Origin of the sequence: Roseiflexus castenholzii DSM 13941, from assembly GCF_000017805.1 — a bacterium.
GTDB lineage: Bacteria > Chloroflexota > Chloroflexia > Chloroflexales > Roseiflexaceae > Roseiflexus > Roseiflexus castenholzii.
Genome location: NC_009767.1, coordinates 3,017,915 through 3,038,632, shown reverse-complemented (window position 1 = coordinate 3,038,632; position 20,718 = coordinate 3,017,915). Strand labels below are relative to the sequence as shown.

19 protein-coding genes are annotated in these 20,718 nt (G+C 64.6%); 7 read left to right on the top strand and 12 right to left on the bottom strand.

Annotation, left to right across the window (positions count from 1 at the left end; all coding sequences use genetic code 11):
* Positions 1-22: 22 nt before the first annotated feature.
* The 9 genes from RCAS_RS12150 to RCAS_RS12110 form a co-directional block, all read right to left on the bottom strand.
* Positions 23-883, bottom strand: coding sequence for an ABC transporter permease (locus RCAS_RS12150; RefSeq protein ID WP_012120863.1), 861 nt, complete (start codon positions 881-883; stop codon positions 23-25).
* A gap of 3 nt (positions 884-886) precedes the next feature.
* A complete protein-coding gene (locus tag RCAS_RS12145) occupies positions 887-1,489 on the bottom strand; it encodes a GNAT family N-acetyltransferase (protein WP_012120862.1) in 603 nt (200 codons plus the stop codon).
* 171 nt (positions 1,490-1,660) lie between these two features.
* Positions 1,661-2,623, bottom strand: a complete 963-nt coding sequence (gene rsgA / locus RCAS_RS12140) for a ribosome small subunit-dependent GTPase A (RefSeq protein ID WP_049768830.1) — start codon at positions 2,621-2,623, stop codon at positions 1,661-1,663.
* Complete coding sequence (locus tag RCAS_RS12135) at positions 2,583-3,530, bottom strand: ABC transporter ATP-binding protein (protein WP_232280003.1); 948 nt, start codon at positions 3,528-3,530, stop codon at positions 2,583-2,585. Before RCAS_RS12135 ends, rsgA begins: the two co-directional genes overlap by 41 nt.
* A gap of 14 nt (positions 3,531-3,544) precedes the next feature.
* A complete protein-coding gene (locus RCAS_RS12130; protein ID WP_157042635.1) occupies positions 3,545-3,811 on the bottom strand; it encodes a hypothetical protein in 267 nt (88 codons plus the stop codon).
* A 369-nt stretch (positions 3,812-4,180) separates the two neighbouring features.
* Positions 4,181-4,360, bottom strand: coding sequence for a hypothetical protein (locus RCAS_RS12125; protein WP_041330695.1), 180 nt, complete (start codon positions 4,358-4,360; stop codon positions 4,181-4,183).
* 335 nt (positions 4,361-4,695) lie between these two features.
* A complete protein-coding gene (locus RCAS_RS12120) occupies positions 4,696-5,190 on the bottom strand; it encodes a DUF3368 domain-containing protein (RefSeq protein ID WP_012120857.1) in 495 nt (164 codons plus the stop codon).
* Positions 5,183-5,443 carry a UPF0175 family protein gene (locus tag RCAS_RS12115; protein WP_012120856.1) on the bottom strand — a complete coding sequence of 87 codons (261 nt, stop codon included), beginning with the start codon at positions 5,441-5,443 and terminating at the stop codon, positions 5,183-5,185. Before RCAS_RS12115 ends, RCAS_RS12120 begins: the two co-directional genes overlap by 8 nt.
* Before the next feature lie 541 nt (positions 5,444-5,984).
* The gene (locus RCAS_RS12110; protein WP_012120855.1) at positions 5,985-6,749 is read right to left on the bottom strand and encodes a CHAT domain-containing protein; all 765 of its coding nucleotides are present in this window, start codon (positions 6,747-6,749) and stop codon (positions 5,985-5,987) included.
* A gap of 81 nt (positions 6,750-6,830) precedes the next feature.
* Between RCAS_RS12110 and RCAS_RS12105 the strand changes: the two genes are divergently transcribed.
* Positions 6,831-7,181: a nucleotidyltransferase domain-containing protein gene (locus RCAS_RS12105; RefSeq protein ID WP_012120854.1), complete on the top strand. Its 351-nt coding sequence runs from the start codon at positions 6,831-6,833 to the stop codon at positions 7,179-7,181.
* A complete protein-coding gene (locus RCAS_RS12100) occupies positions 7,165-7,557 on the top strand; it encodes a HEPN domain-containing protein (RefSeq protein ID WP_012120853.1) in 393 nt (130 codons plus the stop codon). The genes RCAS_RS12105 and RCAS_RS12100 overlap by 17 nt, the downstream gene beginning before the upstream one ends.
* 64 nt (positions 7,558-7,621) lie before the next feature.
* Here the strand turns inward: RCAS_RS12100 and RCAS_RS12095 are convergent, their stop codons facing one another.
* Entirely contained in the window at positions 7,622-13,231 is a 5,610-nt protein-coding gene (locus RCAS_RS12095; protein ID WP_012120852.1) for an NB-ARC domain-containing protein, read from the bottom strand.
* A gap of 542 nt (positions 13,232-13,773) precedes the next feature.
* Positions 13,774-14,808 carry a GNAT family N-acetyltransferase gene (locus tag RCAS_RS12090; protein ID WP_012120851.1) on the bottom strand — a complete coding sequence of 345 codons (1,035 nt, stop codon included), beginning with the start codon at positions 14,806-14,808 and terminating at the stop codon, positions 13,774-13,776.
* A gap of 341 nt (positions 14,809-15,149) precedes the next feature.
* On the opposite strand from RCAS_RS12090, the gene RCAS_RS12085 reads away from it, so the two are divergent.
* From RCAS_RS12085 to RCAS_RS12070, 4 genes are all read left to right on the top strand, one after another.
* Positions 15,150-16,253, top strand: coding sequence for a class I SAM-dependent methyltransferase (locus RCAS_RS12085; protein ID WP_012120850.1), 1,104 nt, complete (start codon positions 15,150-15,152; stop codon positions 16,251-16,253).
* Between the two features lie 242 nt (positions 16,254-16,495).
* Entirely contained in the window at positions 16,496-17,707 is a 1,212-nt protein-coding gene (locus RCAS_RS12080) for a GNAT family N-acetyltransferase (RefSeq protein WP_012120849.1), read from the top strand.
* Between the two features lie 9 nt (positions 17,708-17,716).
* Positions 17,717-18,754, top strand: a complete 1,038-nt coding sequence (locus tag RCAS_RS12075) for a glycosyltransferase family 4 protein (protein WP_012120848.1) — start codon at positions 17,717-17,719, stop codon at positions 18,752-18,754.
* A gap of 263 nt (positions 18,755-19,017) precedes the next feature.
* Entirely contained in the window at positions 19,018-19,797 is a 780-nt protein-coding gene (locus RCAS_RS12070; protein WP_012120847.1) for a DUF4397 domain-containing protein, read from the top strand.
* 317 nt (positions 19,798-20,114) lie between these two features.
* On the opposite strand, the gene RCAS_RS12065 is transcribed toward RCAS_RS12070, so the two are convergent.
* A complete protein-coding gene (locus RCAS_RS12065; protein ID WP_157042634.1) occupies positions 20,115-20,366 on the bottom strand; it encodes a hypothetical protein in 252 nt (83 codons plus the stop codon).
* A 4-nt stretch (positions 20,367-20,370) separates the two neighbouring features.
* Here RCAS_RS12065 and RCAS_RS12060 point away from each other — a divergent pair, with 4 nt between their 5' ends.
* A complete protein-coding gene (locus RCAS_RS12060) occupies positions 20,371-20,688 on the top strand; it encodes a LapA family protein (RefSeq protein ID WP_232280002.1) in 318 nt (105 codons plus the stop codon).
* Positions 20,689-20,718 lie beyond the last annotated feature (30 nt).

Below are 20,718 nucleotides of genomic sequence, written 5' to 3'. Positions count from 1 at the left end.
GCCCACAGGGGGGCGCCCCTACTCATCCGTTCCGCTTGAGCCTGCCGGTCGCTTTGGCGTAGCGCTCGGCGCGCATAAACGCCATCAATCCGGTCGGGATCGTCAGCAACCCGGTCAGCAACAGCGGCAGGATGCGCCCCGACCAGAGCGCTTCGATACCGGCGCCTTCAAGCAGCGCTGCACGAATCCCGTCGAGCATGTAGGTCGCCGGCGAGATGTACGCCAGCGGTTGCAACCATTCCGGCAGGACGCTGATCGGATAGTAGACCCCACTGACGAGCAGCACCATCGCCTTGATAATATTCGTCATCTGCAACCCCTTTTCTGGCGACAGGAGCGGCAGAATGGCGGCGAACATCCCCAGCCCGATAAAACTCGTGCTGCCAGCGATCAGGACGACCAGCATCGCGCCGAAGTCGGCGCGGGTCAGATCGATGCGAAAAAAGGCTGCCACGACTGCCAGGATGATTGCAGTGTGGAGCACCGCAAACAGGACAGCGAACGCCGCCTGCCCGAACAGGTGCGTCAGGCGCGAGATCGGCGCCATGAAGGTGTACTCGATCGTTCCTTCCCAGCGTTCCCACTGGATCGACTCACTGATCAAGTCGAACACCACCGACAGATAATGCCACACAAGCGTTCCGACGAGCAGAAACAAAATGAAGGTATTCACCTGCTCCGGCGCAATCGTCGCGCCGGTGATCTCGCCCGATGCCCGCCCGATGAACGTAATCGACAGCGCGTTTACAATCGAGTATGCCAGCCAGACCAGTTCCCACGCCCAGTAGCGTTTGATCAGGTTGGCGTTCCGTTCAATGAAGGCATATGCGCCGCGCAGTTCGCGCCCCAGTGCGCCGCCGCGACGCGCCGAAAATGTCGTCATAGGTCAACTCGCTATCTGCTGAATCAGATGAGTCAGGTTTGATGGACCAAACTCATCACGGGTAATTTCCATCAAGATGTCCTCGTAGCGCCGACCGTCGAAGAGGATGCCGCCGCGCAGCCGACCCACCTCACGAAACCCGGACTTGAGATACGCCTGATGCGCGCGCAGGTTGTATCCCAGAACCCACAAGTAGACCGTGTAGAGGTTCAGGAAGGCGAACCCGTAGGCGCACATCAGCCGAACCGCCTCGCTCCCATACCCTTTGTTCCAGGCGCCTTTGTCGCCAATGGCGATCCCCAATGCGGCGCGCTGGCGGCGCTGGTCGATGTCGGTCAGGCTGACCGTGCCGATCATCTGCTGACCATCGCGCACAATGATCGCAAATGTTTTGGCGTCGCGTTGGCGCGCGGCACGCTCATACCACTCCTCTTCCTGCTCCAGCGTGTTTGCCATGCCTGGCTGTCCCACGTACAAGGTCAGTTCCAGGTCGCTGAACCAGCGCGCGAAGAGGAGCAGATCGCTGCGTTGCAGCACGCTGAGGAAGATTCGGTCACCCGGAACGACTTCGGGGCGGCGGCCGCCATCGGTTTGGTTTGTCTCCATGGCACATCTCCTGATGCTACCAATTCCTCCCGGTGCACATCCGGCGTGGCCACCCCGAGCAGCGCGAGGGGTCGTGCGCGACCCGCGCAGATTCCGCGCTGCGTTTACCCTGAGCGAAGCGAAGGGCTCGGAATGACCCGCATGCGGCTGCTTCAATCGTCATTGGTAGCTTCACTCGCCCTCGAACAAGCGCACATAACTGTCGTAGCGCTCCGGGGTAATCTCACCGCGCGCTAGCGCCGCGCGCACCGCGCAGTCCGGCTCGTGGATGTGGGTGCATCCAGCGAAGTAGCACTCTCCCAGGTACGGGCGAAACTCGCGGAAGCAGCGCGCCAGTTCGTCTTTGGGGAAACGCCACAGCCCCAATTCGCGGATGCCCGGCGTATCCGCCAGGTACCCGCCGCCCGGCAGATCGAGCGGGATCAGTTCCGCCACGCGCGTCGTGTGCCGCCCTTTGTTCAGCGCAGCACTGACAGACCCGACCTTCAACCCTAACCCTGGCTGCACAACGTTGAACAGGCTGCTCTTCCCAACCCCCGACCGTCCGGTGACAATGCTGATGCGACCTGCGAGCCGCTCCCGCAAGGCATTAATGCCCAAACCGGTCACCGCGCTGGTGTAGAGCACCGGGTACTCCAGGCGCTCATATGGCGCGAACAGGCGGCGGGCTTCCTTCTCACCCACGAGATCGACCTTGTTGGCGACGATCACGGCGTCCAGGTCGCTCGTTTCGGTCAGCACCAGATAGCGGTCGAGCATGCGCGGCGAGAACTCTGGACTGGCGCAGGAAAAGACGAGCAGCGCCTGATCGAGGTTCGCCGCCAGCACGTCCTCCTTCCAGACCCCTTTCGAGGCAGGAGCGCGCCGCGCTAGTTTCGTGCGGCGCGGCAGCACCGCCTCGATGACCCCATGACCCGGCATCGTCGGCGTGACTTCGACGAGGTCGCCGATGACGGCGAGATCGGTGGATTGCCGCTCTTTCTTCAGGCGACCGCGCAGTGTACACATCACGATGCCCTGCTCCGTCTCGACTCGAAAGAAGCCGCTCTGTGCGCGCAGCACCCTCCCGATCAATCGTCCGGTCTCCAGGCACTCATCGTGCGCCGTTGCTGCCGCCTGTCGCTTCGTTCCCATACTCGCTCTCAAAATCGTCCGCAGACTCAAAATCGTCATCGAGACTCTTGCCGGTCAGCGCCATGAACACATCCTCCATTGTTGTGGAACCATTTTTGCCGTTGCGGGCGCCGATTGCGTCCTTCAAGCCCTGCGGCGTATCGAGCGCCACGATCCGCCCGTCATCGATAATCGCAATCCGGTCGCACAAACGGTCGGCTTCGTCCATGTCGTGCGTGGTGAGAAACACGGTGGTATCGTGTTCCGCGCGCATGCGCAGGATGAAGCGTTGCACATCGTGCTTCGAGCGCGGGTCGAGACCGGTGGTCGGTTCGTCGAGCAGCAGCAGCACCGGCGAGGTGAGCAGACCGCGCGCAATGGCGACCTTCTGCTGCATGCCGCGCGACATGTGCTCCAGCGGTTCGTAGAGGCGCTTTTCGCTCAAACCAAGGCTGCGCAGAATCTCGACCGAGCGCCGACGCGCATAGACGCCGGGCAGGTCGTAGAGGCGCGCCGCGTACATCAGGTTCTCCAGCGCCGACAGTTTCTTGAAGAACGACGCTTCGACGCTGACTCGATTGATCAACCGGCGCACCGTGCGTTCTTCACGCTGCACATCGTACCCGAAGACGCGGATCTCGCCGCCGTCGGGGACGAGCAGCGTCGAGATCAACCGGATGAGAGTCGATTTACCAGACCCATTCGCACCGAGCAAGCCGAAAATCTCGCCGCGTTGCACCGTGAGCGAGATATGGTCCACCGCCACGGTCGTCTCCGGCGGTTTGCGCGCGCTCCGTTTCCAGAACGGTTGTTGCTGCGCCGTTTCGCGCCCGAAGCGTTTCACCGCATTCTGCACTTCGAGCGCGACATCGGTGCGCGCTGCGAGGCGCTGAATATCCGGCGACGACATTGTTTGTCCTGCAATCACGGTTCTGCTCCTGATCATTCATCGCCTGTCGTAATGCGCACTTCCAGGAAGCGCGCTCTCAGCGTTGTGAAAGCGTACTCGATCAATTGATCGAACAGACTTGCCTGTTGTTCCACATCTTCGGGCGAAACGTCCACCTGCACACGGTACCGGTCCACCTCCGACGTCGGCGCCAGCAGGCGAATGATCGTCCCGTCTCGTTCCTGGATCAACACCGTTTTTCTCCCTTCCTCAACGACCGTCTCTCTGGTATAGCACACAGGTTCGACATGTACGGTCACTTTTGGTTGCGGTGCTGCGGGATGGAACCACGGCGGGGCGCGGGCGCAAAAAGACCGCGGGTTCCATCGGGACGCCCGCGGCCTGATTGCAAGAATCAAAGAGCCGTGGACGTCGCTTACCTGTCGCCCACGGCCCGGTTGCTCACATTGTATGGCGTGTCAACGCTTGAGCCTCCGGAAAGTGGGCGCATGGCGACCATCAGCAGCGCGCAGCGGAACCATTCCCGTCCCGCGTGCCCGATCGCTCGTGATGAGCTTGTAGATGCTGAGTGTCATCTTCTGATCGCCTTTCTTCCGGTCAGTGTGTGTTCAGTCACGGGGAGAGCATAGCACGAAGCGGCAAGGTTGTCAAGCGTGAGATTGGCTCGCTTATGGCACACGGATTGGCGCGGATCGGGACGGATGCCCGCAGGTGCGGTCGCTTGTCACCACTGATACCAATTCCCGATGCACATCCGGCATGGTCACCCCGCGCAGATTCCTCGCTGCGCTCGGAATGACCCGTCGCGGCGCGCGGAATGACCCGCGTGCAGCATCGTCAATTGTCATGGGTATCACTCCTCGCCTCGTCTCTCTCGCCCCTCGCGCCCCGCGCCCCGCGCCTCGCACCTCGTCCCTCGCGCCTCGCCCCTCTCATACCAATTCCCTGTGACCATCCGGCATGGTCACCCCGAGCAAAGCGAGGGGTCTGGCGCAACCCGCTTCGATTCCTCGCTGCGCTCGGAATGACAAGTCGCTGCGCGCGGAATGACCCGTCGCTGCGCGCGGAATGACCCGCATGCGGCTGCTTCAATGCCTATCCGTCGCACCCGCGCTCATCCGTGTCCTATTGGCTGGGACGGATGCCTGCGGGTCGAGGCGCCTTCTATACAGGACGTTTGATGTCACTCTCCGGCGATCTCCAGTGCGCGGCGCACCAGTGCATCGCCAAGATAGATGCCACGTTGTTGTAACATGGTCAGAAGCGGATGCACGGTCTCTATGTAGCCCAGCGCCTTGGACTTGAGCAAAATGCCAACTGTGCCGGTGATAGTCAGTCCCAGATGCCGGGCTGATCGCCTTCCCAGACGCTCATCTATGATGAGCAGATCGGCGTTGATTTCCTGAGCCAGCGCAATCGCTTCGGCTTCACCGCGATCCAGGTTTGCCAGCGCGTCGGCGCGTCGTGGATCAGAGAGCGGTTGTACCCGTACACAGGAAGCATTGCGAATGTCAGCAGCGTCGATTCGTCCTGCTGCGCCTGCGATGGCTTCGGCATAGACAGTTGGCGGCGCCGCCACCTCGCCGTACAGATCGCTCAGGAGGCTCAATTTCCCAATCAGCGCCAGTGCGATCAGCGGCGTTGTGTCAGTCACAACCAGGCGCGGTCTGTCAGGCATGCCTCAGGTCCTCATCGAGATCATCGTCCTCTGCGGTGATCGGAGAAAGCCCGAAGCGACCGAGTGCAAACAGGAAGTCGACGCGGCTCATACCGGACAAGCGGGCGGCCATGCCGGTGGAAATCCGCCCCATCTCATAGAGCTTGACCGCAAGCAGCAGTCGCGCCTCTTCCGCAAAGGCGTCTTCGCTCTCGTTGAGTGCCAGGAGGAGATCGTCGGGGTAAGGAATGGTTAGTACGCGCTCGTTTGACATGAGATCTTATTCCTGCTGTGTGCATCGTTTTCTATCTTAGCAGATTTTCCGAGATCTTTCGCCCTGTTCTATGTTCGGCGAGCATGGCTTGTAACAGAACACGGATTGGCGCGGAATATGGCACACGGATTGGCGCGGATCGGGACGGATGCCCACGGATGCGGTCGCTTGTCACCACTTACCTGTGACCATCCGGCATGGTCACCCCGAGCAAAGCGAGGGGTCTGGCGCAACCCGCTTCGATTCCTCGCTGCGCTCGGAATGACACGTCGCTGCGCTCGGAATGACCAGCATGCGGCATCGTCAAGCGTCATTGGTATGACAAATCCGCGCTTATCCGTCGCACCCGCGCTCATCCGTGTCCTATGAGCGCGGATCGGGACGGATGCCCACGGATGCGGTCGCTTGTCACCTCCGACAAATCCGCGCTTATCCGTCGCACCCGCGCTCATCCGTGTCCTATCACTCCCGCTTATGGCACACGGATTGGCGCGGATCGGGACGGATGCCTGCGGTTGCGGTCGCTTGTCACCACCTCCCATTACGTCAGCAACGGTTTGTCGGCATCCTGCGGCGCGCGCAGTTTCAGGCGGATCAGTCCCTGGGCGAATGCCGCATCAATTGGCGTATCCTCGTTTGCGGCGATTGCCTCGTAAAATCCTTCGGCGAAGGCAATGGCGGCGTCGACGCTGACCTGCCCGCGCATAGCGATCAGGCGGGGTTCGCCGCTGCCGGCGACGCTTGCAGCGAAGGCTGAGTCGCAGGCGCTGAGGAGCACGCAGCGCAGACCGGGCGCGTGCCGCGCCATCTCCGCAAGCAGCGAGTAGGGGAGCATCCAGCCGCGCCCGTCCTCGCCGTCGTCGAGCAGCACGCCAGAGGCGACGCCGTGGGCGAAGAGGTGCAGGTAGCGCGGACGAGAGCGCAGCAACGCGCGTTGCACGTCCTCCGGCGTCGCCAGCGGCAGAATCTCGACGCGAAAGCGGTCGGGGTAGGGCGCCAGCGCATCGCGCAACGCGCGCGCATCGCGTTCCCAGCGCAGTGGCGCGCTGCCAGGAGGGGAGGCGTAGACCGCCAGCACCGTCGCCGGTTCAGGGCGCGCTGTGGGGTCTGGCGTTGGCGCATTGACGACTGTGGCGTTGCCGCCGCCTTCGGCATGCGCCGAGCCGATATAGGTGCGGCGGGCTTGCGCCAGCGGCGTCGTGGCGTCGGCGCCCTGATTTTCTGCGCGCGCATCGCCGCCGCCTTCGGCGTGCGCCGAGTTCTGGTAAAGCCGCGTTTCGTCAGGCGGATCAGGGTTGAAAAGCATGATGCGTCTCCTTTCGCAAGATGTCCATCCATCGGTTGCGGCGTGGTAAAATGGGAGCGTCGTCGCGCGAGAGACACACGTATGATGCAAGAATCAGAGTACGCTTATCCGCCCGTCACCGATGCGCTGCTCCATGAGATCGTGCGCCGTATACGCACGGTCAGCAATCCGATCGCCATTATTCTGTTCGGGTCGCACGCGCGTGGTGATGCCCGCCCTGATAGCGATCTCGATATTCTGATTATCGAAGAGACCAGCCTGCCGCGTCATCGGCGCGGTGCGGCATACCGTCGCGCGCTTGCGGGCGTGTTCCCCGCCAAAGATATCGTCGTTCGGACTCCGGCGGAAGTGCAGAAATGGGCGGACACGCCGAATGCGTTCATCACGATGGCGCTTCGTGAAGGCAAAGTCTTGTATGAGCGGAACGACTGAGCTTGCAAAAGAGTGGATTCGTAAGGGGGACAGTGATCTGTTCAATGCACGCCTGGTCGCAGCAAGTACAGGTCCGTATGACACCGGCTGTTTCCATGCCCAGCAGGCGATTGAAAAGTACCTCAAAGCGTTTCTGGCATTCCACCGGCATTCCATTCCAAGAACTCACGATCTGGAAGAACTGGCGCGGCTGTGCGACGCCATTGAACCGCTCCCGGAATTGGCATTGTTTGATCTGGCTGCCCTGAGCGATTTTGCCGTACAACTGCGCTATGACTTCACTATCTGGCCCGATGTGCGTGAACTCGAGGACGCCGTTCGCCAGGCGGAAGGCATACGTGATGTGATTATGCCGCGACTCAAGATTGTCCTCTGATGCGGGCGCACATTCGGGCGAGGCGCGATGTGCCCAGCCCTGCTCTCCACGTTCTGCCCGCCACTCACGGCTGATCTCTCAGCCGCGCTTCGAGTTCCGCCAGGCGCGCGGCGTCCGGTTCGAGCGCGCGGGCGCGGGCGAGTTCTTCCGCCGCCTCGTCGTGCCGCCCCAGGTCGATCAGCGCACCGACGCGATTGCACCGCCACATCGCTTCCTCCGGTTGCAGCGCAATGGCGCGATCGTAGGCGGCGAGCGCTTCTGCGGCGCGACCGGCGTCGTGGAGCGCGTTGCCGAGAGTATTACAGGCGGACGAAACCATCTGGCGCACAGCGCTCCAGTCAATCCCCGGCGTGGCGGCGAACTCCGGCGCGAGCAGCGCCTCGCCGGCCGCCACCGCCGCCTGCCACGCGGCAATATCATGCCCGGCCGCTTCCGCCGCCTGGACAAGTTCGACATAACGCTGCCACGCCTGCTGGATAGCCTGGCGCATTGGGTTTGCCTGCTGGTCGGCAATGGCGCGAATCGCGCGCAGCCCTTCAGCCCGCTCGCGCAGCGCCTGCGCCAGCGCCGCATCGCCCGCCTGTTCCGCCTGCCGCGCGAATTCCTCGGCGGCGGCAGCCAGCGGTTCTTCCAGTGCGGCGGGCAATGCGCGCCAGAAGTCCAGCAACTCCTCGCCAGACGACACCGCCAGCAAGCGTTGCACCAGCGGCGCCCACAGCGCTGCGCGCAACTGTGGGTCAGCCTCCAGCGCAGCCAGGAGACCGGCCTCGTCGGTTACGCCAGCGGCAGCCAGGCGCTCCAGCAGATCGACCAGAGGTTGCGGGAGGTCCGGTTCATCGGGAGCGCTCAGCCACGCCGGCGGCGGACCCGCGTCCAGCGACGACCACAGCGCGTCGAAGTCAGCGCCGCAGGCAGCGCGGAGAGCACGAAGCTGGCGTATCGCCCGTTGCTGAAATTCAGCGTGCTGTAATGCCGTAAACATGTGGAACGCCGTCCAGCCGGCGCGCAGCGCTTCCAGCAGGCGGGTCGCGCGCTCCTCCCCCGGCTCATTCGCCAGGGTTTGATAGAGGATCAGCAAATTACCCTGCGTCATAGCGTAGTCGAGCGGCGCCGTGGCGGGGGTAGAGAAGCGCAGCGCCTCGTCGTAGGCGGCGAGCGCTGCGCGCAGCCGTGCGGCGCGGTCTTCCCCCGCCAGCGTCGCCAGGTCCTGCAACACATTCCCCCGGTTGGTCTGCGTCCTAGCGTAGTCGAGCGGCGCCGTGGCGGGGGTTCTGAAGCGCAGCGCCTCGTCGTAGGCGGCGAGCGCTGCGCGCAGCCGCGCGGCGCGGTCTTCCCCCGCCAGCGTCGCCAGGGCCTGCAACACATTCCCCCGGTTGGTCTGCGTCCTAGCGTAGTCGAGCGGCGCCGTGGCGGGGGTAGAGAAGCGCAGCGCCTCGTCGTAGGCGGCGAGCGCTGCGCGCAGCCGCGCGGCGCGGTCTTCCCCCGCCAGCGTCGCCAGGGCCTGCAACACAGTCCCCCGGTTGGTCTGCGTCATAGCGTAGTCGAGCGGCGCCGTGGCGGGGGTAGAGAAGCGCAGCGCCTCGTCGTAGGCGGCGAGCGCTGCGCGCAGCCGCGCGGCGCGGTCTTCCCCCGCCAGCGTCGCCAGGGCCTGCAACACATTCCCCCGGTTGGTCTGCGTCATAGCGTAGTCGAGCGGCGCCGTGGCGGGGGTAGAGAAGCGCAGCGCCTCGTCGTAGGCGGCGAGCGCTGCGCGCAGCCGCGCGGCGCGGTCTTCCCCCGCCAGCGTCGCCAGGGCCTGCAACACAGTCCCCCGGTTGGTCTGCGTCCTAGCGTAGTCGAGCGGCGCCGTGGCGGGGGTAGAGAAGCGCAGCGCCTCGTCGTAGGCGGCGAGCGCTGCGCGCAGCCGCGCGGCGCGGTCTTCCCCCGCCAGCGTCGCCAGGTCCTGCAACACAGTCCCCCGGTTGGTCTGCGTCATAGCGTAGTCGAGCGGCGCCGTGGCGGGGGTAGAGAAGCGCAGCGCCTCGTCGTAGGCGGCGAGCGCTGCGCGCAGCCGCGCGGCGCGGTCTTCCCCCGCCAGCGTCGCCAGGGCCTGCAACACAGTCCCCCGGTTGGTCTGCGTCCTAGCGTAGTCGAGCGGCGCCGTGGCGGGGGTAGAGAAGCGCAGCGCCTCGTCGTAGGCGGCGAGCGCTGCGCGCAGCCGCGCGGCGCGGTCTTCCCCCGCCAGCGTCGCCAGGGCCTGCAACACAGTCCCCCGGTTGGTCTGCGTCATAGCGTAGTCGAGCGGCGCCGTGGCGGGGGTTCTGAAGCGCAGCGCCTCGTCGTAGGCGGCGAGCGCTGCGCGCAGCCGCGCGGCGCGGTCTTCCCCCGCCAGCGTCGCCAGGGCCTGCAACACAGTCCCCCGGTTGGTCTGCGTCCTAGCGTAGTCGAGCGGCGCCGTGGCGGGGGTTCTGAAGCGCAGCGCCTCGTCGTAGGCGGCGAGCGCTGCGCGCAGCCGCGCGGCGCGGTCTTCCCCCGCCAGCGTCGCCAGGGCCTGCAACACAGTCCCCCGGTTGGTCTGCGTCCTAGCGTAGTCGAGCGGCGCCGTGGCGGGGGTAGAGAAGCGCAGCGCCTCGTCGTAGGCGGCGAGCGCTGCGCGCAGCCGCGCGGCGCGGTCTTCCCCCGCCAGCGTCGCCAGGGCCTGCAACACAGTCCCCCGGTTGGTCTGCGTCCTAGCGTAGTCGAGCGGCGCCGTGGCGGGGGTAGAGAAGCGCAGCGCCTCGTCGTAGGCGGCGAGCGCTGCGCGCAGCCGCGCGGCGCGGTCTTCCCCCGCCAGCGTCGCCAGGTCCTGCAACACAGTCCCCCGGTTGGTCTGCGTCATAGCGTAGTCGAGCGGCGCCGTGGCGGGGGTAGAGAAGCGCAGCGCCTCGTCGTAGGCGGCGAGCGCTGCGCGCAGCCGCGCGGCGCGGTCTTCCCCCGCCAGCGTCGCGGCGTGTTGCAGGGCGTTGCCCAGCGATCCCTGCGCGCGCGCGACATGCGCCGGCGTGCCGCGACGGACGGCGCGCGCCAGCGCCTGTTCCGCCCACTCCAGTCCATCGCGCCCATACCCGTGCGACCGCTGAAGGTTGGCGCTGTTATTGATCAGGTTCTGCGCCAGGTCCAGATCGTTCTCAATCGCCCAGGCGAAGGCGTGCCGCAGGTTCGGATAGTCGCCGAGCAGTTCATAGAAGCGCTGCGCATCGTCGGCGGCGCGCATGGCGTCGGCGTAGAATGCGGCATGGCGCGCTGCGGCGGCCTCGTGTTCGCCGTCGCGCCGCAACAACGCCAGAGCGTAGCCGCGCAGCAGTGTATGCTGGCGCCAGCGCCTGTCGCCATCGCCCGGTTCCAGCAGCGCAGCGTTCGCCAGTGCGCTCAGCCCGTCCTCCGCCGCGTCGCAATCGCACTGCCAGAGCGCTGCCGCCGCGTCAACGCCGAACGACGCTTCCGGCGCGAAGGCGCCGAGCGCACGGAAGCGCGCGCGCGCCGCGTCGTCCATCTGCGCGTAACTGTAGGCGAGCACGGCTTCGACGCTCTGGTTGCGCTCGCCGTCCGGCAGCGCCAGGCGCTCGAACCCATTTCCGCTGCGTATGTGCCCCAGCAGCCGTTCTATCTGCTCGCGCCAGCGCGCCGTTCCGGGCGAACGAGCGTCGAGGCGCAGGCGACGGATGGCGATGTCCAGCGCCAGGGCATGGTGGTCGACTCCCTGCGCCAGCGCATCCGCCCATGCATGATGCTCAGGCGGCAGGTCGTTCCATCCCAGCCGTAGCGCAATCAGCGCGCGCGCTTCGTCTGGCGTCAGCAGCCCCAGCACATATTCGCCGCCTCCCAGCCCGACCATCACCGTCTCCAGGCGGGTGGTGATCACGAGATGGGCGTTGTCCGGCAGCGCGCTGCGCAACCAGCGAATGCCCTCCAGCGACCAGACATTGTCGAGGATGACGAGGAGCGGCTGCCCCTGCGCAGCGAACAGCGCGCGCACCGCGCCGGCGTCGAAAGCGATGCGGTCGTCGAGGTGCGGCGGCACGCTCAGCGCATAGCGCGCCCAGCGGTTCAGGATGGGCTGCGTCGCTTCCGGCGCGGTGATCTCCGGTCCGATCTCCTCCCAGATCACGCCGCCGGGGTAGCGTTCGTCGAGCGCCAGCGCCAGTTGGCGCGCCAGGACGGTTTTGCCGATGCCGGGCATGCCCTGGATGGCAGCCGACGCCGTGCGCTGCCCGCCGGTGATCGCCAGTTGACCACGCTCGGTGAGGAGACGCGCGACTTCATCCAGGGCGCAGGTGCGTTCGATAGTGTCGATCGGCAGGCGCTCCGGGCGCGGGCGGGTCCAGCGCCGTTCAATGACGATGTTGTTCACGACGATTGCATCGCCGCCGCCTTCAGCGTTCGCCGCGTTGATATAGATGCGCGCGCCTGCCGACTCCGGCGCGCGCAACGCGGGTTCGCCGCGCAGCGCGGGAGACGGTGCAGGGCGCGGCTCAGGCATGGCGCCGCGCAGGGAGCGCAGCAATGCCGCGCGCGCCTCGAACAACGGCTGCGCATCCGGCGGCGCCTGCTGCGCCAGGGCGTCGAACGCGCGCTGCGCCTCGAAGGGCTGCAACAGATCGCGGCGCTCATTGAACACCCGCGTGGCGTCGGCGTCGGTCGGAGCTTGAAGGAATGCCTGTAATGCCTGGGCGACAGGGTGATTGTTCTGTTCGTGACGGCGGGCGCGTTCCGCCTGCATACGGGCATGCGCAACGCGCAGCCGTCCGGCGCGTTGCGGCTCGTTGTTCTGTTCGAGTTCAGCGGCGCGGTCAGCAACGTTCTGAAGGAACCACTCCTCGAGTTCAACCGGCAGATCGAGCCAGACCTGCCAGGCTTCGTCGTCGGTTGCGGCAGCCTCCAGGCGTTCGAGCGCCTGCTGAACCATGCTTCTGGCAATCTCACGCGCTTCGCGCGCCTGGCGTAGCATCGTTACTCGCTCGCGCAGGCGCACGGCGGCTGTGCGGTCGCCAGTTTGATCGAGTTCAGCGGCGCGCGCTTCGGCGAGTTGCAGGAAGGGTTCTTCCAATTCGAGCGGCACATCGCCCCAGAGCGCCTTCAGGTCATCATCGGACGCGGCAGCCTCCAGGCGTTCGAGCGCCGCGCGCAGGATTTCGCCCTTCTGCGCAATCTCGGCGCGATAGGCGTGCAGCACGTTGATGCGTTCGCGCAGGGCTGCGGCGCGCGCCGCGTCGCCGGTTTGATCGAGTTCAGCGGCGCGCGCTTCGGCGAGTTGCAGGAAGGGTTCTTCCAATTCGAGCGGCACATCGCCCCAGAGCGCCTTCAGGTCATCATCGGACGCAGCAGCCTCCAGGCGTTCGAGCGCCGCGCGCAGGATTTCGCCCTTCTGCGCAATCTCGGCGCGATAGGCGTGCAGCACGTTGATGCGTTCGCGCAGGGCTGCGGCGCGCGCCGCGTCGCCAGAGGCTTCGGCGGCAGCGGCGCGCTGTTCGGCAGCGGCGAGGAAGGCGTCTTCTTCCTCCGCCGGCGCCATGTGCCACAGGTCGCGGAGTTGCTGCATATCGGAAATCGACGGCAGCGCATCGAGCAGCATTGCCAGGACAGCAGCGGCGTCGGTGACGTTGGCAGCGGCGAGGCGGGCTTTGAGGCTGTCGGGAAACTCTGGGAAATCTGGCATACTCAGACAGTTTCTGCGAAGCGCGGCGTATACCCAATGTATCAGTATTATACCAATTCCCTGTGACCATCCGGCATGGTCACCCCGCGCAGCGCGAGGGGTCGTGCGCGACCCGCGTAGATTCCTCGCTGCGCTCGGAATGACAAGCATGCAGCATCTTCAATCGTAAGCCGGGTCGTGCGCGACCCGCTGAGATTCCTCGCTGCGCTCGGAATGACAAGCATGCGGCTGCGTCAATCGTAATCAGTATCATACAATACGGAGGAAAGGCGAGTCAATCAGATCACGGCATGTGCGAGAGGACACAGATGCGCGCAGATCAGAACGGATGACGGGCATCCCGCCCGCGCCCCCGTTGCGGACGGGATGCCCACGTTATAACGCCAAAGTGCCTGATGTCACCGGCACTATTGATCCCGCCCGCGCCCCCGTTGCGGACGGGATGCCCACGCACCCGGCAGGATGTGGAAGACCTGGGATGACTGATCCTGTCACCCCTCGCCATGAACGCGGGCTTACCGAAAAATCGACACGCAACAACCTTATGTCAAATCCTGACGGTATACCACCAACCCCGGATGGCGGGTGAAACCAAGGCGTTCGTTAATCGCCAGCATGCTGGCGTTGGTCGATTCGACCCAGGTGCTGATCTGGGTGTAGCCGCAGGTCTGCGCATAGGCAATCGTCAGCACCTTGAGCGCCATGGCTACGCCACGCCCGCGATACTCGCGCAACACGCCGGTCAGGTGCTGTTTGAGCGCACCGGGTTGCCGTTCATCGGGGTGCATGACACTCTCGCCGATGTAGCGGTCGCCATCCATAGCGATGAAAAATGCCTCCGGGCAGGTCAGCGCGAACTGCTCGAACCATTCGAGCGTAATGTTGGGCGCGTCGGGCAGCGGCACGTCGCGGTTGAGCGTGAAGTGCAGCGCATGCAACTTCGGCAACCAATCGGGATCGACCGCGCGTTGCGCGGCGAGCGTCGTCAGGCGTATACCGGATGCTTCAGCGCGGGCAACGTGGCGTTGGAGCGGCGCAACATCCACCACGCGCGGGTCAAGGAGCATTTCCCAACTGCGCAGCATCTCGGTGAAGCCGGTCTGCTCAGCGAAGTCGGTGGCGTCCGCCAATTGTTCGCGCACCTGCGCCAGCGCGAAGAGGCCGCCGGCGGCGTGCGCTTCGCCAAGCGCGCGGGCAAGCAACTGCCGCCCGATTGTCAGGCGCCGGTAGGCGGGCAGAACGCGGACGGCCGCCCAGAATCCTCCCGGCTCGGCGATCCAGGTTGTGGGGAAGGTGTGCGCATACCCAATGATGGCGCCATCGGGCGCCACGGCGACGTAGCGACGCGGTAAAGCGTCGGAGGCGAACACCTCGTCGAAAGCGCGGAGAGCTGCGGGGTTGCTGTACTCGAAATCACATACCTCGCCGGCAGGCGCGCGCGCAACGATCGCTGCGACTGCCGCGTACTCTTCGTCCGTTCGCCGGAACGGCCGGATCCGAATCCCGATACATCCCTTGACCGGCCGGGTTCGCGGTCGGACGCGGACGCCTTCGTCCACCTTCCACGTATGTAACATATACCCTCACTTACTCCACCCCTTGCCCCTGCACCCCATCCCGCGCGGGACTGGGGCCCCTACCGCTGCTGCGTGTAGAGCATGTCGCGCAGATCGCTGCGCACTCCACGGTCAACGCTGCCGTGGGCAGAAAACAAGAGGTCTCACGAAACCAATTTGCGCAGGCGCCGATCTGGTGGTATTCTCTGGCGCGCCTGCGCATCTCTATTCTAGCCGAAGAAGCGGGGGGCGCGCAAGTGCCGGGTTTGTCCTTTTTATGCGCTATTCGGGCATGCAGCCGCCTGGTGCGGCGGTCGCCCGCCACGCCCGTTCCTCTGTGCGGGAGAATTGCCGACGAGAGTATGGTTCCTTACGACCTCTATCGCCTGCTCCGATGCCCGACGTGCGGTTCGCGCGATCTGATCGTGACGGACGGCGGCGTTGCATGTGCGGCGTGCCACGCCGAGTATCCGCGCCGTAACGGGTATCTTGACCTTATGCCGCGCGGCGTGGAGTTTGGCTATGTCTCGAAGTATGTCAGCGAAGAGGAGGAACTGGCGCACGAACTCGACTACCGCGACCTGGCGCCGCCGTTGCTCGCGGCTGGGGTGCGCAATCGGGCGCTCCGGCGTCTGCTTGATCTGCGCCCGACCGACATTGTGCTCGATAGCGGCTGTGGCAATGGCCGATTCGCCGCCTGGAACGCCAATCGTGTGCGCTTGATGGTCGGCGTCGATCCGGCGACGTTGTTTGCCGACGAAGCGATCAAGACTGTGGCGCTTGTTCAGGGGGATGCGCGTCGTTTGCCGTTCGCCGATGGCATGTTCGACAAGGCGTTTTCGATTGATGTGCTCGAACATTTTCCGCGCGATGTGATCGATGCGTATCTCAGTGAAACGGCGCGCGTGCTACGCCCCGGCGGGCGCTTCCTGGTCTTCTCGAATACGCGCGAGCCGTCGCGCCTGCAACCGCTCGTCGAGGCGAGCCGCTGGCTTGGACGGCAGTTCGTTCGCGCCGGCGTCTACGATTTCGAGCGTGAGGCGCGGCGTAAGTCGGACCATATCAAGGCGCTGGCAACCTGGGAGGATGTGCTGGAAGCGATGCGACACGCCGGGTTGCGCCCGGTGCGGGTGGTGTTCTGGAATAGTGTGGCGACCAGTTTTGTTGAACATGTGCTGATGAAACTCGGTGAAGCGGTCGTTGGGCGGAGCCGGAGGGAAGCGCCTCACCGCGCCGCCGCCGCATCAACTGACGATGGCGCGCCAATCGGGGAAGGCACGGCGCGCGAGATTCGGGCGCGGCAGCGGATGCGCGCGCGCCTTCAGCGTCGCGGGCCGGTCTACTACGCGCTCCTGGCAGTGACGCTCTTCATGGAACTCGATCTGTGGTTGTTCGGCCGCGCGCGTTCCGGCAGTTATTTTATCGTGGTTGAGAAGCCAGAGGTAAGGCGACTAATCGAGGATTAAGAAATGAGTCCAGTAAACCCGTGCTGCCGAGCCGCACGTCCTCTGAGCTGCGGGCTAAAGCCCTCGCTCAGGACGTGGAAGCCCCGCAGGGGTTTGCACGCGCTCAGCCACGGCTACAGCCCGCAGCGCGACGACAGACCAGCCCCGCGCTTGCACGCGCTCAGCCACGGCTACAGCCCGCAGCGCTCGTGGCGCCTGGCGGTGCGCGTATCCCTTAGAATAGAAGGCATCGGCGCAAAACGATGAGCAGCGCTGGAGACGATCTTTCCTATCGCGTGGTTGCGCCCGACGATGAGCAGTTTGCGCTGAATGCGGCACTGGCGTACAACCGGCCAACGGGTGAGACGCATCGCGCGCAGCGGACCCCATCGCCCGAAGCGCGTCGTGGACTCTACCGCGATGGTCGCCTGGTGACGCAGTGCGTCCTGCTTCCTCTGCGCATCGCCCACGGCGGCGGCGGGACGGTCCCGGTCGGCGGCATCGGCGCGGTCGCCACGCCTCCCGAAGAGCGACGACGCGGATATGTGGCGCGCCTGCTCCGCGAGGTGTGCGACGAACTGCGCAGCCAGCGCGCACCACTGGTTATGCTGAGCGCGTTCAAGGAGTCGTTCTACCGGCGTTACGGTTGGGCAACGTTTTACGAAGCGCGCCAGTTCAGTGGCGCCCCGGCATGGTTTGCGCCATTTCGCGCGCAGCAAGCGGGGCGTTGGGTGCGCCTTGATGAGAGCGCAGCAGCAACGGCAGAACTCGACGCCGCCTACCGCAGCGCGTTGCGCGGCCGATTTGGTCCGCTGGAGCGCAACGCCGTCTGGTGGCAGACGCGGGTGCTCCACGCTGGCGACGGGTCGCCGCATTGGGCGTATCTCTGGCGGGACGACGCAGGTCACGGGCGATCATACGCTATTTTTTCCATCGAACGCGGTGAACGCGGGCAAGAACTGCACTGCCGTGAGGCGGCAGCGCTCGATCCGCAGGCGCGCGCGCAGATTTTCGCCCTCTTCTCGATGTTCGAAGATCAGTGCGTCGATGTGATCTTCACGGCGCCTGCCGACGCGCCGGTGCAGGCGCTGATGTCCGATCCACTCCGGTGTGCCATGGTTCCGGGAGCGATGCTGCGCATGATCGATGTTGCAATGGCGATGGAAGCGTACTCCTTCCCCCGTGATGTCGCCGGTCGCCTGACGATCCGTATCACCGACGACTGGCTGGATCACAACAACGGCGTCTTTGCGCTCGATGTCGAAGGCGGCAGTGCGCGGATGACGCGCCTGAGCGACGGAGTAGACGCCGACATTCACTGTGATGTGCGCACACTGACGCAGGTGTACAGTCGGTATCTGCGACCGCGCACGGCAGCGGCATTTGGATTGATCGACGCGCGCTCACGCCCGGCGTTGGCGCTCGTTGAACGGCTTTTCGTCGGTCTCGCGCCGTATGCGTCGGACTGGTTCTGACCGCAGCGTATGGTTCGTCCACTCTACATTTCGCCGGTTGGTCGCGGCGGCGTCGATTTTGGCATTCAGAACATCACTCGCGCAGTGCGACGCTACGGCGCGCCGCGTGCCGAATTGCTGCGCCTGCCGGAGATCTACAATTTTCTGCCTATACTGATCCCGCGCGGGTTGCCGCGTGGTTGGTGGCGGGGATTCGACCTCATTCAGGGGCGTTCGCGCGTGGCATTTGCGCTGCGCGCGCCGGGACGCCCCCTTGTCACAACCGTTCACCACCTGACGACCGATCCTGACCTTCAGCCCTACAGCACACCGGCGCAGCGGTTGTTCTATCGCCTGATCGAAGCGCGCTACGACTGGTGGTCGATCAGTTCCGCCGATGCGGTGGTGTGCGTCTCGCGCTACACGCAACAACAGGTCGCCCGCGCCTACGGATACACCAACACCACCGTCATCTACGATGGGATCGACACTGATGTGTTTGTGCCGCCTCCCGACATGCAACGGCGCAACGATGGATTGCCCGACTGCGACGGACGCATTCGCCTGCTCTTCGTCGGCAATCGGACGCGACGCAAGGGGTTCGACCTGCTGCCGCGCATCATGAACCTGCTGCCGGAAGCGTATGTTTTGTATTACACGAGCGGCTTCCAGGACGTTGATGAAGGTCCACCGCACCCGCGCATGGTTCCGATTGGCGCGCCGGACCGCGATGGATTGGTGGCGGCGTATCAGTCGTGCGACATCCTGCTGGCGCCGTCGCGCCTGGAGGGGTTCGGGATCGTGCAGGCGGAGGCGCTGGCGTGCGGACGACCGGTCGTGACCACGCGCATTTCCGCGTTGCCGGAAGTCGTCGATCATGAACGGTCCGGTTTTCTCTGCCCGCGCGATGACGTCGCCGCTTACGCAGAGGCGGTGCAGCGGCTCGGCGAAGATGAAGCGCTGCGACGGCGCTTTGGCGAATACGGGCGCGAGAAAGTGGCGCGTTCATTTGGATTCGAGCAACTGGGGCGTGGATTTCTGGACCTCTACGAGCGTCTGGTGCGATGAGACGCCCGGATTGGGCGGATCACCCGTTCCTTCCCGGTTGTATGCCGCAAGTGGCGGCTATTCGTGGCGCAAGATTAATCTTGCGCCACGTGTACACCACAATCGAGACCCTGCCTCCTTCCCTCGCCGGTTCCGCCCAAGATGAGATTTCACTGAGAATAAATCCGATTTCGCACCTCATTCGTTACCTGTTATGAAAGTGCAAAGCAGCTGCACAGCAAAGTGACTGGCAGCACGATGTATCGAAGGAGGACAGGTTTATCATGCGAAGCAAGTCGTGGATTCTTCTCCTGCTCGGCGCGCTGATCGCGCTGGCCGTGGCGCCGGCGGCATTCGCCCAGGTCGCCACAGCCAAGGTGCGTGTCATTCACGCCTCGCCGGACGCTCCGGCTGTTGATGTGATTGTCAACGGCAACAGGGCGCTCACCAACGTTCCGTTCTTCGCCGCCAGCGCCTATCTCGATCTGCCGGCAGGCAGCTACGACATCCAGGTTGTTCCGGCAGGCGCCACGTCGCCGGTCGTCATCGATGCGAAGGGGGTTCGAATCGAGGCTGGCAAAGCGTACACCATCGCCGCAACCGGCAAACTGGCAGAGATCAAGCCGACCATTCTGATGGACGACCTGACGGCGCCGGCAGCAGGTAAGGCGCATGTGCGCGTGATCCACTTCTCGCCGGATGCGCCGGCGGTGGACATCAAGGTTGCCGGTGGTCCGACGCTGATCTCGAATCTGGCATTCCCGAATGCCAGCAACTACCTGCCGGTCGATGCCGGTTCGTATGATCTGCAAGTCACTCCGGCGGGTGGCACTGCCGTCGTGCTGGACTTGAAAGGCACGCGCCTGGAGGCCGGCAAGATCTACGACGTGTTCGCCGTCGGCGAGTTGGCGAACATCAAGGTCGAGGTCGCCGTAACGACGCCAGCCGCCGCTCCGGCAGCGCTGCCGCGCACCGGCGGCGAAACGGGCATCGCAATGTGGGCGCTGGTTGCGGCTATGGCGCTGATCGGCGCAGGTCTGGTGATGCGCCGCCGCGTGGCTTAGCCTTATCGATCGCTCAACGATCCAGGGCAGGGGTGGGATCATCCGATCTCGCCCCTGTTTGTTGTTAAGGGCGGGCAATTCTCTTCTCCAATGCGAGCGCGACGCCCGCGCGCCAATGGGCGCGATGCCGCCGCCGTTGCGAGCGCGACCCCCGTGCGCCCATAGTGGCGGCACATGTGGTATTTATACCAATTATCTGTGACCATCCGGCATGGTCACCTCGCGCAGCGCGCGGGGGCGTGCGCGACCCGCGCAGATTCCTCGCTGCGCTCGGAATGACCCGTCGCTGCGCTCGGAATGACCCGCATGCGGCATCGTCAATCGTCATTGGTATTATACAGGTCAGCCAGCCCGCGCGCCAATGGGCGCGATGCCGCCGCTGTTGCAGGCGAGACGCCCGCCGGAAGATGTTCCGCAATCGCCTGTGACAGAACAATTCTGGAAGCGCCAAGAAAGCCAGGAGCGTTCAATAACGATTTCCAGTCCGACAACTCTATGCTATGATAGTTGTGCTCACAAACGACGCGAACACTGTTGTAGAGGTCGCCCATGCGGGTAGTGATGTTCATTCTGATGACCGTGCTCTCAGTGATGCTGGTATTGTTCGGCGTGCAGAATCCGCAGCCGGTCGAAGTGCGCTTTTTGATGTTCACATCCGGTCCGATTTCGCTGTCGTTGGTCATGATTCTGGCGGTGATCGCAGGCGCCACGCTGGTCGGATTATTTACCGGGTACAGCGGCATTCGCCATTCGCTGCGCGAACGGCGGTTGAGCAAGGCGCAGGCGGCGCTGGAGCAGCGGATCGCCCAACTTGAGAAAGAGAACGAACAACTGCGCGCGAAAGCGCCGTCCCGCCAGGAACCGGTGAGCCAGAAAAACAGTCAGGGTTGACGAGTGCTTGCTTCTTGTCTCAATTTCTGG

Excerpts from the sequence above, each read along its gene's own strand:
- RCAS_RS12095 (WP_012120852.1), bottom strand. The coding sequence starts at position 13,231 with ATGCCAGATTTCCCAGAGTTTCCCGACAGCCTCAAAGCCCGCCTCGCC.
- RCAS_RS12080 (WP_012120849.1), top strand. The coding sequence starts at position 16,496 with ATGAGCAGCGCTGGAGACGATCTTTCCTATCGCGTGGTTGCGCCCGAC.
- RCAS_RS12065 (WP_157042634.1), bottom strand. The coding sequence starts at position 20,366 with ATGAACATCACTACCCGCATGGGCGACCTCTACAACAGTGTTCGCGTC.
- rsgA (WP_049768830.1), bottom strand. The coding sequence starts at position 2,623 with ATGGGAACGAAGCGACAGGCGGCAGCAACGGCGCACGATGAGTGCCTG.
- RCAS_RS12150 (WP_012120863.1), bottom strand. The coding sequence starts at position 883 with ATGACGACATTTTCGGCGCGTCGCGGCGGCGCACTGGGGCGCGAACTG.
- RCAS_RS12100 (WP_012120853.1), top strand. The coding sequence starts at position 7,165 with ATGAGCGGAACGACTGAGCTTGCAAAAGAGTGGATTCGTAAGGGGGAC.
- RCAS_RS12105 (WP_012120854.1), top strand. The coding sequence starts at position 6,831 with ATGATGCAAGAATCAGAGTACGCTTATCCGCCCGTCACCGATGCGCTG.
- RCAS_RS12120 (WP_012120857.1), bottom strand. The coding sequence starts at position 5,190 with ATGCCTGACAGACCGCGCCTGGTTGTGACTGACACAACGCCGCTGATC.
- RCAS_RS12070 (WP_012120847.1), top strand. The coding sequence starts at position 19,018 with ATGCGAAGCAAGTCGTGGATTCTTCTCCTGCTCGGCGCGCTGATCGCG.
- RCAS_RS12075 (WP_012120848.1), top strand. The coding sequence starts at position 17,717 with ATGGTTCGTCCACTCTACATTTCGCCGGTTGGTCGCGGCGGCGTCGAT.
- RCAS_RS12115 (WP_012120856.1), bottom strand. The coding sequence starts at position 5,443 with ATGTCAAACGAGCGCGTACTAACCATTCCTTACCCCGACGATCTCCTC.
- RCAS_RS12085 (WP_012120850.1), top strand. The coding sequence starts at position 15,150 with ATGGTTCCTTACGACCTCTATCGCCTGCTCCGATGCCCGACGTGCGGT.
- RCAS_RS12090 (WP_012120851.1), bottom strand. The coding sequence starts at position 14,808 with ATGTTACATACGTGGAAGGTGGACGAAGGCGTCCGCGTCCGACCGCGA.
- RCAS_RS12110 (WP_012120855.1), bottom strand. The coding sequence starts at position 6,749 with ATGCTTTTCAACCCTGATCCGCCTGACGAAACGCGGCTTTACCAGAAC.
- RCAS_RS12125 (WP_041330695.1), bottom strand. The coding sequence starts at position 4,360 with ATGACAATTGACGATGCTGCACGCGGGTCATTCCGCGCGCCGCGACGG.
- RCAS_RS12060 (WP_232280002.1), top strand. The coding sequence starts at position 20,371 with ATGACCGTGCTCTCAGTGATGCTGGTATTGTTCGGCGTGCAGAATCCG.
- RCAS_RS12145 (WP_012120862.1), bottom strand. The coding sequence starts at position 1,489 with ATGGAGACAAACCAAACCGATGGCGGCCGCCGCCCCGAAGTCGTTCCG.